Origin of the sequence: Enterococcus sp. AZ089 (genome assembly GCF_050547225.1) — a bacterium.
Taxonomy (GTDB): domain Bacteria; phylum Bacillota; class Bacilli; order Lactobacillales; family Enterococcaceae; genus Enterococcus_D; species Enterococcus_D entomosocium.
This window is the reverse complement of sequence record NZ_CP172954.1, coordinates 461,247-476,146: the sequence shown is the minus strand read 5'-3', so window position 1 is coordinate 476,146 and position 14,900 is coordinate 461,247. Positions and strand designations below refer to the sequence as shown.

General features: G+C 43.4%; 11 protein-coding genes. 1 reads left to right on the top strand and 10 read right to left on the bottom strand.

Annotated elements, in window-relative coordinates; genetic code table 11:
- Nucleotides 1–7: 7 nt before the first annotated feature.
- Entirely contained in the window at nt 8–898 is an 891-nt protein-coding gene (locus IGJ01_RS02230) for a carbohydrate ABC transporter permease (protein ID WP_176257025.1), read from the bottom strand.
- Between the two features lie 46 nt (nt 899–944).
- On the bottom strand, nt 945–2,195 hold the full coding sequence (locus tag IGJ01_RS02225) for an extracellular solute-binding protein (protein ID WP_008376109.1): 1,251 nt from the start codon (nt 2,193–2,195) through the stop codon (nt 945–947).
- Between the two features lie 317 nt (nt 2,196–2,512).
- On the opposite strand from IGJ01_RS02225, the gene IGJ01_RS02220 reads away from it, so the two are divergent.
- Nucleotides 2,513–3,403 (top strand): ArsR/SmtB family transcription factor, encoded by an 891-nt coding sequence (locus tag IGJ01_RS02220; protein ID WP_008376111.1) that lies wholly within the window; start codon nt 2,513–2,515, stop codon nt 3,401–3,403.
- A gap of 70 nt (nt 3,404–3,473) precedes the next feature.
- Here IGJ01_RS02220 and IGJ01_RS02215 read toward each other — a convergent pair whose 3' ends face one another.
- From IGJ01_RS02215 to IGJ01_RS02180, 8 genes are all read right to left on the bottom strand, one after another.
- The gene (locus IGJ01_RS02215; protein WP_034872061.1) at nt 3,474–5,297 is read right to left on the bottom strand and encodes an APC family permease; all 1,824 of its coding nucleotides are present in this window, start codon (nt 5,295–5,297) and stop codon (nt 3,474–3,476) included.
- A 217-nt stretch (nt 5,298–5,514) separates the two neighbouring features.
- Nucleotides 5,515–8,220 (bottom strand): YhgE/Pip family protein, encoded by a 2,706-nt coding sequence (locus tag IGJ01_RS02210; RefSeq protein ID WP_430601348.1) that lies wholly within the window; start codon nt 8,218–8,220, stop codon nt 5,515–5,517.
- A 288-nt stretch (nt 8,221–8,508) separates the two neighbouring features.
- Nucleotides 8,509–9,183: an HAD family hydrolase gene (locus IGJ01_RS02205; protein ID WP_005232216.1), complete on the bottom strand. Its 675-nt coding sequence runs from the start codon at nt 9,181–9,183 to the stop codon at nt 8,509–8,511.
- A 46-nt stretch (nt 9,184–9,229) separates the two neighbouring features.
- Complete coding sequence (gene proC / locus IGJ01_RS02200) at nt 9,230–10,030, bottom strand: pyrroline-5-carboxylate reductase (protein ID WP_008376116.1); 801 nt, start codon at nt 10,028–10,030, stop codon at nt 9,230–9,232.
- A gap of 61 nt (nt 10,031–10,091) precedes the next feature.
- Complete coding sequence (locus IGJ01_RS02195; RefSeq protein ID WP_005232219.1) at nt 10,092–10,793, bottom strand: GntR family transcriptional regulator; 702 nt, start codon at nt 10,791–10,793, stop codon at nt 10,092–10,094.
- A gap of 43 nt (nt 10,794–10,836) precedes the next feature.
- Nucleotides 10,837–13,275, bottom strand: coding sequence for an FtsK/SpoIIIE family DNA translocase (locus IGJ01_RS02190; RefSeq protein WP_034872062.1), 2,439 nt, complete (start codon nt 13,273–13,275; stop codon nt 10,837–10,839).
- Nucleotides 13,276–13,439: 164 nt separating this feature from the next.
- The gene (locus tag IGJ01_RS02185) at nt 13,440–14,243 is read right to left on the bottom strand and encodes an amino acid ABC transporter substrate-binding protein (RefSeq protein WP_373192455.1); all 804 of its coding nucleotides are present in this window, start codon (nt 14,241–14,243) and stop codon (nt 13,440–13,442) included.
- 13 nt (nt 14,244–14,256) lie between these two features.
- Nucleotides 14,257–14,889 (bottom strand): amino acid ABC transporter ATP-binding protein, encoded by a 633-nt coding sequence (locus IGJ01_RS02180; RefSeq protein WP_086299043.1) that lies wholly within the window; start codon nt 14,887–14,889, stop codon nt 14,257–14,259.
- Nucleotides 14,890–14,900 lie beyond the last annotated feature (11 nt).

Below are 14,900 nucleotides of genomic sequence, written 5' to 3'. Positions count from 1 at the left end.
TGCCCCCTTAAGTATTGCTTCTATCTAAAAGAAAATATTGAAATACGGACACACACATAATGATCAATCCTAAGATGACTGCCATTGCCGAAGCCATTCCTGCAATTGATTCTCCTTGACTAAAAGCCAGTGAGCGGATATACATCATCAATACAGTCGTGCTTTGGTTTGGACCTCCACCTGTCATCATCAAAGGCTGTGCAAAGACATTAAATGCTCCAGCAGTTGTCATCACGATCGTATATAACAGTGGAAAGCGAATAGATGGCAAGGTCACATTCAAGAATTTTTGGAATGCTCCAGCTCCGTCGATCTCTGCCGCTTCATAAAGGTCTTCATTGACACCCGCTAAAGCTGAGCGATAAATGATCATGTTACCACCGATCGCTCCCCAAATGCTGACAACAAAAATCAAGATCCATGCATAGGGTTGTCGCGAAGCCCAAGAGAAATCGAACCCAAAAATATTATTGATGGCACCTAATCGAGAGTGGAAAATCAATGACCAGATCAAAGAACCTGCTGAAACAGAGATAAGACCTGGAATATATAGAATTGCTTGAAAAAGTCCTTTCAGCTTCACTTTTTTATGTTGCAATGCAGCTGCAATCATCAGTGGAATGATGATTTGTAACGGCACCATGATCAAAACGAAAATAAAGGTATTTTTCAAACCATTCCAAAATTGGGTATAGAATGTCGAGGAACTATCAAACAATAATGTTTTATAGTTGTTAAAACCGACCCAGACTGGATCAGAGATCAAATTCCATTGCGTAAATGAAGCATAAATACCATAGATCGTTGGAATACATACAAAAATAATAAAGAGTACCATGTGTGGTCCAATGAATGCGATTGATGCCCAGTTAATGCTCTTTTTTTTCATTCCTTTCATTCCCTTCTAAAAATTGGAAAAGGGGATAGAATTATCCCCCCTTCACTTATCTAGCTACTTCTGCAATCTTATCTTCGACATATTGTTGCATCGTTGCTAATCCTTCATCCATATCTAATTCACCGTAAGCGATATCTGTACTATAAACATCTAATGCTTCTAAGACATAAGAGAAATAAACGTAGTCAAAGATGTAAAGTGTTTCTTCTTCCTCTGGTGTAGAAGTAAAGAATGATTGTGGGTATTGTTGGTAATCATCACTTTCTAAAATATCTTTACTTGCAACGATTTGACCGGCTTTTGCCCATTCGATCGAGTTTGTACGAACGAATTCTAAAAATTGTGCGATTACTTCTTCTTTTTCTTCTGTTCTGCTTTCACTCTTCAACATGCCAAACATATGAGAAGCTGCTCGGTTAGTTGCGATGTCATCTGAAGTCGAATAAATATTTGTTACGCCCCAATTCAAGCCCTCAACCGCATCATGAGCGGTGGAAGTCCAAGTACCATCTGTTGATAAGAGTACGTTTCCGCCTTGGAACATCAAATACCCATCTTCTCCATAAGGTGTCATCAAACCTGCATCTGTTAACGCTTTAATTTTTTCTAACGCTTCTTTCATTTCTGGCGTATTCACCGTCGGGTTCCCAGCATCGTCAGAAATTGCGCCACCTAAGTTACGGATTTGCGCTAAGATAACCCAAGAAAGTAACGCATTATTTACGACATAATCGCCTTCTTCCATCTGCCCTGCTAATGACATCATTTCATCAAACGTCACGATGTTATCGTCTAGCCAAGAAGTGACATTGTATTTTTCTAAAAGATCTTGATTGTAATACATGGCACTGGCATGGATATCTAATGGGATCGTATATTGAGTATCGCCGATTTTTCCTGCATTCCACGCTGTATCTAAATAATTGCTTTCTTCTAACTCAGGTTGATAAGAAACCAGACGATCAACCGGATCAATAATATCGGAATTGACAAATTCCTCTACTTTATAAGAATGCATCAAAGTCAAATCTGGAATCCCACTTTTAGAACTAACAACCGTACTTAATTTAGTATACATATCAGACGTGATCACATGATTGATTGTATAATCGGAACCTGATTGTTCATTGAATTCATTTACGATCTGATCCATATAAGCGCCATCATCACCAGTAAGGGGTGACCAAAAATTAATCGTGTATTTTTCTTTTTCCGCTGCCTGATAACGATTAAAACCAATAAGGGCAACTGCAACGACTGCAACTAAAGCACCAATAATAATAAGTTTCTTCTTCATGTTTTTCCCTCTTTCATAGAAATTGAATTTTGGTCTTTGAAGCCGAACACACGCCTATCCTCCTTCTCTTATTTGCTATCCCAGCATTTATAATTGCATTATTCATTTCTAGCGTTTGCAAACACTTTCAATTTACAAATAAATCATAACTTGATTTGTAATCGCTGTCAACAATATTTTGATTAATTTATCAAGGATAATATCTATATTAATTAATAAATATATTAATAACTAGCGAAATAAACAACGCTATTTACACAAATTAGCAAATATGTTAACATTCAAGTAAATCAAACAGTTTAAGCGGAGGTGACACGATGCAATTAGAAATCAATCAAGAAGCATTGCCTGTCTATGAGGCACTTGCCAGTAACGTGCGAATTAAAATCATTCAATTGCTAGCTAAAAACAAGATGAATGTCAAAGAGTTGGCACAGGAGTTGGGCTTAAGCAGCGCTATCATTACGATGCACATCAAAAAATTAGAAGAAGCCAAAATCATCAAAACAGAGCGTGTGGGGCAAAAAAAGATTTCCAGTTTGAGAGTGGATCATATCGATATCAACTTTCCTGAGAAAATCTTTAATGCCTTTGATACGAAAGAAACGGCGATACCGATCGGTCATTATACAAATTATTCGGTAGAACCAACGTGCGGGCTTGCTACTTCAGCTGATTTTGTGGGAATGGTAGATGAACCGAAGTTTTTCATGGATCCCCGACGAATGGATGCCCGCATCTTGTGGTTTACGAAAGGATTTGTCGAATACCAATCGCCAAACTTCTTAGCAAAAGAAGAAAAACTCGAAATGATGGAGATTTCAATGGAGGTTTCGTCTGAATTTCCTTTTTCCAATAACAACTGGCCTTCAGACATCACCTTCAGCTTAAATGGTGTGGAGCTTGGTACATGGACTAGCCCAGGGGATTTTGCAGACATTCGTGGAAAGTATACACCGGATTGGTATCCAGACAATCTTAATCAGTACGGGTTATTGAAGACGATCCGCATCATGGATCATGGAACCTACATGGAAGGTGTTCCTCTTTCCGACATTACGATCAAGGATATACCTGCCTACGAAGATACGTGGCATTTAAAAGTGGAAGTCAAAGAAGATGCCGAGCATGTCGGCGGTTGTACCCTCTTTGGCAAGGGGTTTGGAAATTACGATCAAGATATCAAACTAAAAATGTTTTATAGCTAAAAAAACGCTAGTCTTAGCGGCTGACCCAAACATTTCTTTTGGGAATCAGGTCGCTAAACTAGCGTTTTTGTTATTTCTTCAAATGGTAACTGTACGTACTTACAATGATGTTTTCACGCCAAGAGAGTCTGAAACGCAAGCGCAGGCTTGTTTGGTTGTGCAAAATATTTTGCCAGCGACGTCTTGGGACAAACTGTGGAATGATGACGGTCGTTGTGTAATTGTGTTTGGCTGCATTGCGGCTGACTAGATCCACATAACGTAAGATGGGATTTTCAATCGAACGATAAGAAGAATGAACGACGGAGAAACGCACGTCTGGGAATTTTTGCTTAAATTCTTGTTCGATTTCTTTTTCTTTCTTCACATCTTCATCCAACGATACGTGCATCGCTACGACATAATCACCAATCGATTGGGCATAGTTCAATGCGCCGATATTTACTCGGGTAACATTTCCGACTAAAACGATCACAGTATTTCCTTCATAAACATGTAGTGCTTCTTGTTTTTCCAACCGCAGCTGTTCTGCGACTTTCTTATAATGATCATGGATCTTGTAAAAGATATACAAGAGGATCGGCATGATAATAAAGAATGGCCAAATATCGCCTAAGCGATACACGAACAAGATGGCAATGATCGCAAAGGAAATCAAAGCCCCAACGATGTTGGCGATCGATTTAAAGAACCAGCCTTTGCCTTCTTTTCTCCATTTGATCACCATTCCGCTTTGGGACAAGGCAAAAGGAATAAATACCCCAATGGAATACAAAGGAATCAAACGCTCGGTCGATCCTTGGAAGATAAACAATAATACGATGGAACCAGCAGCCAAGGTGATGATTCCGTTCGAATAGCCAAGACGGTCCCCACGGTCTTGATACATATGCGGCATATATTTGTCTTTCGCTAGGTTATACGCCAACACGGGGAAAGCTGAAAATCCGGTATTTGCGGCAACTGCTAAAATCAATGCCGTAGCAAATTGCAAAACGTAGTACATAAACCCATGACCAAAAACGGCAGAACCGATTTGAGATAGAACGGTCACTTCTGTTTCTGGTACGATACCATACCAATAGTTGATAAAAGTGATGCCGACAAAGAAGAACCCTAAAATCGACGCCATGATCGTCAAGGTCGCAGCTGCATTTTTCGCCCGTGGTTTTTTGAAAAACGGCACCGCGTTACTGATCGCTTCGACCCCTGTCAAAGAAGAGGAACCCGATGAGAAAGCCCGTAAAATCAAGGCCACGGATACCCCAGGTACGACCGCTCCCGGTAGTGCGGTTGCATTTAACGGTTGCGCACCCGTTACGATATTGTACAAACCGACCACGATCAAGACTGTGATCACTGCGATAAAGGTGTAGACAGGAATCATCAAGAAGCTAGCTGATTCTCGCAACCCTCGCAGATTCATCATCATGATCAAGATTACGATCACGACAGAAATCGCCACTTGATGACCGAATAACGCCGGCACAGCCGAAGTGATGGCTTCTGCCCCTGCTGAGACGGATACTGCCACTGTCAGCATATAATCGATCAATAGAGAGCCGCCGGCAATCAGGCCCGCATTTTTCCCTAAATTTTCACTACTTACTACATATGCCCCACCGCCGTGAGGGTAAGCATGAATGATCTGGCGGTAAGACAAGGTCAATGAAATCAAAAGAATAATAACAAAAGCAGCGATCGGCAATGAATACCAGATAGCAGCAGCGGAAAGTGCCACTAATACGACAACGATCTGCTCTGTCCCATAAGCAATCGAAGACAAAGCATCAGAAGATAGCAACGCAAGGGCCGCCGTCCGGCTCAGTTTTTGTTCATCATTCTCTGCGGATTTCAATGGACGTCCGACCAACAAACGTTTCAAATACTCCACTTTTTCTACACTCCTTTTCATGAAAAAATCCTTCGTTAAACTTGTAACGATATCCTCACAAATATTGAATTATCAAGACTGTATGCTACTCTTGTAACCGCGAAAAGTCAATGAAAATCAGATGAAAAAACGACCCTTTTTCCCTCTTTTGATTATTAGAAATTTCACGTGATGGCACAAAAGCAGAAAGAACAAATGCTCTTTCTGCTTTAAGATTTTAGTGGAAGAAATGACTTTCTTTGGAAATGTCACTTAGTTTCTTCGTAGAGTTGACTAGATAAGGATACGCGTACGTACCGACGATCCCAAAGACTAGGAACAAAATCGTTAAAATGATCAACTGCGGGATAGCGTTTGGCCAATAGATCCCACCGGCTGATTCTCTTAACAGATTGACCGCATGAGTAAACGGCAGTAGCGGATTAATGAATTGGAAGAACTTCCCAGAGACTTGGATTGGGTAGTTTCCTCCCCCACCTGAAATGGAGAGAACCAAAATAATGATGGCGATCCCTTTCCCGAGGTTGCCGAACAGTCCCGCCAGTACGTAGACGATCATCATAAAGGCGAGTCCGACGAGTAATGCGAAGAAGACACTGTACACAGGGTTGTGGACATCGACGCCTAATAAAAACATATTTCCTAGGGTCACGATCAAACTTTGGGCGACTGCCATCGTCAAGAACGTCAGCATCCGTGCCACAAAGGTTTCACGTTGTGTAAAGCGTTTTTTGTCTTTCTTCTCTAAATGATACTCCGTTGTAGCGACACTTGACAATAATAATGCCCCTACCCACAAACACAATGCGGTATAAAATGGTGTGCTAGCTGAACCATTGTTGGCGATTGGGTAGATTTCATTGCTTTTTAATTCCACTGGTTGTTTGAAGAAGTCGGCTTCATCCGTGGCATCAAGTTTCAATAATTTGATGACTTCCCCGAGATCGACTTCATTTTCTCCTGCTCGGATCGCATCAGCGGCTTTGTGGATGCCTGCTTTGATACTTGGCCAATCGTTATTGATTAAATCGACAGCCGCATCCAAGGCTTTTTCAACTTCTGGCAGTTTTTCATCCACCATCGCCATCGTAGAACTGATTTCTGATTTGATGGTTGGCCAATCGTTTTGCAAGAAGTCTACGGCCAACCCTAATTTTTCTTCGACAACTGGCAATTCGTTGTTGTACAGGTCGGCTCCTTTATTGATGGCATTGACGATTTCATCCATATGACCATTCAGCATCGTATTGGCATCGTGCAATTCTTGCTTGATGGCAGGCAATTCTTTTTGGTATTTTTCCAAAATCGTCACGGCATTGCTGACCACTGATTTGGTGGAAGACAGCAACGAGTCAAAATCGATTTCTTGGGCTTTTTTCAAGACATCTTCGGCAGTGGTGATGGTTTCGATTAGTTTGGTTAGAATGTCGTTGATGGTTGCAGTGATTGAATCAACATTGATGCTGTTCATGAGATCAGCGATGTTTTGAGCAGCTGCGGTAACTTGATCGAGGTACGCTGTAATTTCATCAACAGAACCATTTTGAACAAGGTTATTCAATTGCGATAAGCGGTCAGATAAAACTCCTAGCGATGTTTTAGCATTGCTTAGTTGCGTAATGATACCTTCTAAATCGGCGTTACTACCGGAATTCTGAATATTGGTTAAAAAGGCAATCAAGGAATCCAAGGCTGCTTGTTGTTGCTGGATGTTCTTTTGAAAGTCAGTGATCGTTGCACTGATTGCTTGACGCTCTTCATCCGTTAGTTCATTGTCAGCTAGTGCTTGACGAATCGTACTTGTCAGCCCAGCAGTAGTTGTTGCCACTTGACTGATCGACTCAATCGTCACCTTCACACTGCTAGAAATACTTGGCAGGGCATCTTGCAACTGTTGCGCCCCATCTTTGGTCGCTGTGGCGAAGCTGGCGGCTTGGTCGCCTAGTTGTTCGATCTGTGGTAACGCGGCTTGCACTTGTTCGATGACTTGCAGTCCTTGTTTGGCAGTATCGATGCCGTCCGTCATGGTGCTGGCAATGTCATCAAAATCATCATCGATTATCTTCAATTGTTTGCCGGCATTTTGGATCTCTGGGATCTTCTCTTGCAAGGTCAAAATGATGCTGGCTTCTTTCTTCAATGTCGGCAGCTTATCGTTTAGGCCAATCAGTTTTTCCCCCATGGCATCCACTTGCGGAATATAATCGGTAAATTCTTCGGCTTTTGCGATCTTTTCTTTGATTTCTGGAAACTTATCGTGCAAGGTGACGATCTCTTTCGTATAACCGTCGATCGTAGCCAAATTGTCATCGGTATCTAAGATCATGGATTTGACTTTGTTGATGCTGACTAAGTTGGAATCAATGTCATAGCCGATTTCATTGAAGACTTTTATTAACGTAGAGCTGGCGGTTTCAATAAAGTTCTGTGAGATCTCTTCTTGAAGGCTGCTAGCTCCTTTCTCGGTGATTTTTGGTGCGATGGCGTTGATTTTTTGGTTACTGTAATACTCAATGGTCGGTTTTTCAATTGTCCCGCTGGTAAAGCTGATCAGATCATCTGAAAAATCAGCTGGCAGATAAATACCGGCGTAATACTTTCCTGATTTGACTCCTTCTACCAAGTCCTCTTTTGAATCCACGAAACGCCAGCCTAACTGTTTGTTATCATGGAGGGTGTCGATGACTTCATCACCGATATCGATATGCTTGCCTTGAAATTCTGCCCCTTTATCCGCACTATACACGGCGATTGGCAATTCACTGGTGTTGCCATATGGATCCCAAAGTGCTTTGATATTGAACCACGCATAAAGCGAGGGTAAGATCATTAAGGCAATGATCAAAAATGCAGAGATTGGATTGCTGAAAATTCGTTTCCAGTCCAGTTTATATAAATAGAAAACATTCTTTAGTTTATTCATTTTTTTCTTCCCCCACTAGTTCTTCGTCGAAGGATAATTTACCATGTTTTTCCCCCGCCGCCAACGGCTACGATCGACCAAGAAAAGTCCTTTTGACAAATGGACGTTTTTGTCAAAATGAAACCCCTTTACTTTTTGTTTTTTTTCGCTTATTGTTAAACTTTCTTTAACTTTACCATGATGGCGAAAAACAAACCACTCATATCCTTTGAACTGTTTTTTTTACCGGTCTTTTCTTCACAAAAAAAGCTTCCTTTTTCTGCAACGAAAAGGAAGCTTTTTTAGGTGTTATTTCAGTTGATCCTTTGCCAATAAATCATACACATATTTCAGTGAGGTGGCTTCGCCATATAACTGAAGTCCGGCCTTCTCTTCTGGGGAGTAGACTTGATCAAAACTTTGATCGGGAATCAACACGACATCGATCTCCGCACGCGTCGCAGCTGTTGCTCCCACAAGAGAATCTTCCATGACTAATGCTTTTTCTGCTGCGACTTGCGCTTTTTCTAAAGTCAGCAAGTAAGGTGCGGGATCAGGTTTATGGGCGGAGACATCATCGCCAAAGGTCTGATAGTCAAAGGCCTGCAACAAATCGAAATGCGCCAACAATTCAGAGGCTCTTTTTTTCATCGTCGAGGTGGCTAGTGCCGTTTGGAAGCCTTTCTCCCTAGCCAATGCGATGGTTTCTTTCGCATAGGGTTTAGTTTTGAAGGTGCCATCAGTTATTTGCTGGGCAATATAGACTTCCCGTTCTGCTCGTAATTCCTGCACCCGCTGCTGACCGCCTACGAGGTCGGCTAATTTACTAGCCGTCTGTTGCCAACTTTGACCACGCCAACCAAAAATATCAGCGGCTGTAATCGGAAGCTGATACTTTTTAAATAGAGCCAACCACCCATCAAAATAGACTTTTTCAGTATCGACTAACAATCCATCAAAATCAAAAATCAAAAGTTCTTTCATAAACGCTCCTTCGTTTTGCTAAGATTTTCCCCTCACTCACTGGGTATCAAGACATTTCCCGACTTTTGTCAGCAGCTGCTTGCACTGCTTTGATGACAGCCGCACGAAAGCCATTTTCCTCTAAGGTTTTGACTGCTTGGATCGTTGTGCCCCCAGGCGAGCTGACACGATCCTTTAAGACACCTGGGTGTTCCTTCGTCTCTAGTACCATCTTCGCTGCGCCTAATACCGCTTGAGCAGCAAATTCATACGCCATCGGCCGCGGCATACCTTCTGCCACTGCTCCATCTGCCAAAGCTTCAATGAATAAATACGTGTAGGCTGGCGAAGAACCACTGACACCAATGACTGCATCGATCATGCTTTCTGGTACTTGCTCGGCTTTCCCAAGGCTTTCAAAAAGTTGTTTGACTTCGTTGGCTTCGGCTTCCGTTACTTGACCGTTGGGGCTGATAGAAGACATCCCTTCGCCGACAAGTGCGGGGGTATTTGGCATGACCCGCACGATTTTGTGCGCACCGATGATTTCTTCCATTTGCGCGATCGTCACACCCGCGGCAATGGATACTAGCAAATGTTCCTCAGTCAATCCTGCTTTTAAATCAGCAAGCAAGCGGGGAAAGACAAAAGGTTTGACTGCTAAGACGAAGATCTCTGCTTTTTCTGTGACATCCGCCAGCTTAGTTGTCCCAGTGATCCCGGTTTCTTTTTCTAATTGTGCCAAAGTCGGCTCGTAGCGATGGTTATAAACCAAGATCTCTGCTGGTTCATACAGCTTTGCTGCAATCAAGCCATTAATGATAGCTTTTGCCATGTTACCGGCTCCTAAAAAGGCGATTTTTCTCATGTATTTCACGCTCCACTTCTGATTTTGATACCACTTTTTGCTAAAAAAGCCTAATCAATGACTAGGCTTCAAATTCGATCATATACGGATGCAAGGCAGTGTTATAGATCCCTTCTGTATATTCTACCACTTCTCCTTGTAGATCATACGAATAACGGGTTCGTTTCAAGGCAGCGACCTCCGGCGTGATCATAAACTTCTGTTGCTCTTCAGTCAACGTCGTTGCCACAAACGCATCTTGAAAGCGATCGATGATCATTCGATGTTCATCCAATAGGCGATACAATGATTTCTCTTCAAAGACCTCGATGGAGGTTCCCTTTAGTTGCTTTGGCAAATGGTACTCATAGTAAATAAAAGGTTGGTGGTCAAAATAGTACATGCGACGTAAACGCATGACTTCTTTGCCCATCAAAGAATACGCAGGGTGTTCAGGCGCAAGTTCGACTAATTCATAGCTGAGGTTTTTCTTTGTGTATTCCTTGCCGGTCTTTTCAAGCAATTGGCTAAACGTCGTGCCTTTTGACAGCTTGTTGTAGGGGCGATTGCTTAAAACCGTCGTCCCACGTCCGCTGCGTTTTTCCACATACTCATCTGCCGCTAACAATTCGATGGCTTTGCGGACAGTGATCTTGCTGACATTGAAGGTAGCTTCCAATTCTGTTTCCGTCGGTAAAAATGAACCAATCGGGTAGCGACCCGACATGATGTCTTCTTTGAGCTTATCGGCAACATCACGGTAAAGAATGTGTTTGCGTTTCATTGCTATCTCGCCTTTCTCTCATTGGATTGGTCTGGTGTTCTCCTTATTCATCAAAGGTAGGAATGTCTTCTGGTTGCGGCTCGATCAAGACTTTCCGTGGCTTGCTGCCTTCAGAAGGTCCAACGACGCCTTGATCTTCTAATTCATCCACTAACCGAGCCGCTCGGTTATAGCCGATGCGAAAACGTCGCTGCAAGAGAGAAACGCTGGCGGTCTGCATTTCCACCACAAGTGCTTTGGCGTCTTCGAACAGCTCATCTTGCGGTTGTCCGCTGCTGCCGGCACTCGTTTCTTCCTCAGTGACCATCATTTTTTCTTCATAATTGGCTTCTTGCTGATCTGTCACGAATTCAACCACTCGTTCGACTTCTTGGTCGGAAATAAATGCCCCTTGGACCCGAATCGGTTTGTTCTCACCCATCGGCAGATAAAGCATGTCGCCGCGGCCCAGCAGTTTTTCGGCCCCGTTCCCATCAATGATGGTCCGAGAATCGACACCGCTGGAAACAGCAAACGCCATCCGTGATGGAACATTGGCTTTGATGATCCCTGTAATGACATCCACACTTGGTCGTTGCGTTGCTAAGATCATATGGATACCAGCTGCCCGCGCCATTTGTGCCAAACGAATGATGGCATCTTCGACTTCGTTGCTAGCAACCATCATCAAGTCAGCTAACTCATCAACGATCACCACAATGAATGGCAAGATCGGACGATTTTCGCCATCTTCTAAATTCTTATTGATTACTAAATCGTTGTAGCCAGTAATATTTCGGACCCCAGTTGCCGCAAATTTTTCGTAGCGTTCTTCCATTTCCTTGACCACTTTTTGCAACGCTTGCGCCGCTTTGCGAGGATTGGTCACAACGGGTGTCAAGAGATGGGGAATCCCATTGTAAACATTTAATTCAACCATTTTCGGGTCGATCATCATCAGTTTGACTTCATGGGGTTTTGCCCGCATCAAAATACTGGTGATGATGCCGTTGATGGCTACGGACTTCCCGCTCCCGGTCGATCCGGCAATCAAGAGATGGGGCATTTTCGTTAAGTCTGCCGTTTGGACACGGCCAGAAATATCGCGTCCTAAAGGTACTTCTAATAGTTTATCTGGATGATCTGGTTGGGCTTCGATCACTTCTCGGAATGAAACCATGCTGACTGCGCTGTTTGGAACTTCGATCCCAATCAATGATTTCCCTGGGATCGGCGCTTCCATCCGGACGTCTTTGGCGGCCAAGGCTAAGGCGATATCATCGGTCAACCCGACGATTTTGCTGACTTTGACCCCTACTGCTGGTTGAACTTCGAATTTGGTTACTGCTGGTCCTAAGCTAGCTTTGACGACTTTTGCGTCAACACCGAAGCTTTGGAAGGTGGTTTCTAACACACCAATATTTTGTTCGATCTTTTTGTACTCGCTGCTTTGATCCGTTGAAGGGATCGAATCGAGTAATTGCGCTGAAGGCAATTCATAATCACGATTTTCAGCTTCTTCCGAAATCTCAAATTCCAATACTTCACCATCGTCATCGAGGATCTCCCCGTCTTCGTTGACCTTTTTGCTTGGTCCCGGTTTGTTTCCTGCTGGATGCGGTGCTTGAGCGGCCTCTGGTGCCGCCGCTTGCGGCAATTCTTGGAAGTGGTCGATGGGTACAAAGCTCAGCTGCTCAGGTTCAAAATCAGCTGGCGCTTGCATCTGCTGTTCTTTTGCTGATTTTTCGTCTTCTGTCATTGGTCGGACTTGATTCTTTTCTTTGATCTCCGCCATGACTGCTGCTCGCTCGGCTTCTTTTTTGGCTTCTTTCGCCGCTTGTTTCTCTGCTGCTCGTTCCGCTTTGCGGGCTTCTCGTTCGGCTTGCTTTTCTGGAGAGCCTTCTAACAACCGCTGCAGCTTGTCACCAGCTACTTGCAGGTGCTCCACTAACTCGTGGCTGCTCATTTGGCTGAACAAGAACGCCCCGATCAGCATGAGTAAAACAGCGATGATGTAGCTGCCGATCTGGGAAACAAGAAAATAGGTCGCCCCATAAAGCATGGCGCCAATCATTCCGCCCCCGACATTTTGGGTCACTTGGCTGCGCCGGATATCGCCTAACAGCGTCATCCACGTCGTTTGGAAGATATTGGCTTGTTCTCCCACCACATTACTAAAGATTTGCGCATGGAGGATGATCAGTAAACCAAAATACACCAATATACAGCCGATCACTCGCCGAATGCTCTTAAACCGAGCATCGGTCGTTTTGATCGCTAACCAGACACCATAAGCAGCTAGGGCAACACTCAAAAATTGGTACGTGTTTCCGCCAACGATCCGAAACCCGTTGGCAATCAAGGTTCCTAAAAAACCTAAATGGAAAAAGCCAAATATCGAAAACAAGACAAAGAGCAGGCCGACGCCGACCAGCATTAATTTCTCTTGCTGTTTTTGTTGTTTTTTTGTTTTGCGTTTCTTTGCGCGTTTTTTTTGCGCCATTTCTATCCCTCTTTTCATCTTTCCCTATTATAACGAAAAAAGAAGGCGAACAAAAGTTTTCCTGTGAGAAATTTTGGTTAGCTGTTGGAATTTAAGCGAAAATTTCTTAAATGATGAAAAAAACACCAGCTGCTAAGCAGCCAGTGCCTCTTGTTGACTTGTTTTTAGTTTGGTGTGACGTCTTCGCCAAACCACTTTTCAGAGATTTCAGCAAAGGTACCATTGTCTTGCAATTCTTTCAAACCATCGTTGATTTTATCTGCCATGGCTTGATCGTCTTTCCGCACACCTACAGCAAAATCTTCTGCTTCAAAGGGGCTTTCGATTTCGTTGAAGTCATCGGTTTTGCCTGTTTGAGTCAAATAATATTCTGCGTAGACACGGTCGATCAAAAGACCGTCGATCCGACCGTTTTCTAGATCGATAAAGGCTTCATTAAAGCTGGCATACAAGGTTGCGTCATTGCCGTCTACGAGATCCTTCAAAACTTCCGGTTGGTTATTGAAGGTCTCATAACCAGAAGAACCTTCTTGGGCACCTAAGACTTTGCCCGCCATATCATCAAAACTAGTAATGCCGCTTGATTTCGCTGTGACCAAGACTTGTTTATTTTCCATATAAGTATCTGTAAACAATACTTTTTCTTCACGAGCTGCGGTTTTGGTATACCCGTTCCAGATCATATCGATGGTGCCATTGCTTAGTTCGGTTTCTTTCATGGACCAATCGATTGGTTGAAATTTGACTTTGGTTCCTGTTAGATCCAAAATCGCTGTGGCTAAATCCACATCAAACCCAACGATGTTGCCTTGGTCGTCTTTAAAGCCCATCGGTACGAAGGTATCGTCTAGGCCGACGATCACTTCTTCTTTGTCAGCGGCACTGGTTGTGGTGTCATTGCTACTGCCGCACGCCCCTAATAAAAATACACTTGCTGCTGCGATTCCCGTCAATAGTAATTTTTTCATTTTTTTCTCCCCCTTATTCTCCTGCTACTTTTAATAATTGATCGCCGATATTTTCGGCAAAAACCAAATCATGGGTCACCACGATCTGGGTCACTCCTTCTTTTTTCAGATCCAAGATCAGCTGTTCGACTTGCTGTCTCAAGCCTGGATCTAAGGCACTGGTAGGCTCGTCATAAGCCAACACTTTGGGATTCATCGCCATCGCTCGTGCAATAGCCACTCGTTGCCGCTGCCCCCCGGACAACTGGAAGGGATATTGGCCTAGTAGGTCACTTAACCCTAGTTTTTCTGCCAACTGTTCGGCTTTTGCTGTATACGCGGCCTTGTCTTGTTTCAGCACCATTTTTGGTGCCAAAGTGATGTTTTCAAAAACCGACAAGTGCGGAAACAATTGGAAGTCTTGAAAGACGACACCGACGACTTGTTCTTGTTCTTTTGTGTCGGTGGGATCAAAGGCTTTGCCATCCAGCAAAAAGCTTCCAGAATCGATCGTTTCTAACCCAGCCAGTGTCCGAAGCAAGGTGGTTTTCCCGCCACCGGAAGGACCGACCACTGCTAAGATACTGCCGTCTTCGATCGTCAGGTCTAGCTGATCGATGACTTTTTTAGCGCCAAATGATTTTGATACTTGTTTTAGTTCTAACATACGTGGTTCCT

Excerpts from the sequence above, each read along its gene's own strand:
- IGJ01_RS02230 (WP_176257025.1), bottom strand. The coding sequence starts at position 898 with ATGAAAGGAATGAAAAAAAAGAGCATTAACTGGGCATCAATCGCATTC.
- IGJ01_RS02225 (WP_008376109.1), bottom strand. The coding sequence starts at position 2,195 with ATGAAGAAGAAACTTATTATTATTGGTGCTTTAGTTGCAGTCGTTGCA.
- IGJ01_RS02220 (WP_008376111.1), top strand. The coding sequence starts at position 2,513 with ATGCAATTAGAAATCAATCAAGAAGCATTGCCTGTCTATGAGGCACTT.
- IGJ01_RS02210 (WP_430601348.1), bottom strand. The coding sequence starts at position 8,220 with ATGAATAAACTAAAGAATGTTTTCTATTTATATAAACTGGACTGGAAA.
- IGJ01_RS02205 (WP_005232216.1), bottom strand. The coding sequence starts at position 9,183 with ATGAAAGAACTTTTGATTTTTGATTTTGATGGATTGTTAGTCGATACT.
- proC (WP_008376116.1), bottom strand. The coding sequence starts at position 10,030 with ATGAGAAAAATCGCCTTTTTAGGAGCCGGTAACATGGCAAAAGCTATC.
- IGJ01_RS02195 (WP_005232219.1), bottom strand. The coding sequence starts at position 10,793 with ATGAAACGCAAACACATTCTTTACCGTGATGTTGCCGATAAGCTCAAA.
- IGJ01_RS02190 (WP_034872062.1), bottom strand. The coding sequence starts at position 13,275 with ATGGCGCAAAAAAAACGCGCAAAGAAACGCAAAACAAAAAAACAACAA.
- IGJ01_RS02185 (WP_373192455.1), bottom strand. The coding sequence starts at position 14,243 with ATGAAAAAATTACTATTGACGGGAATCGCAGCAGCAAGTGTATTTTTA.
- IGJ01_RS02180 (WP_086299043.1), bottom strand. The coding sequence starts at position 14,889 with ATGTTAGAACTAAAACAAGTATCAAAATCATTTGGCGCTAAAAAAGTC.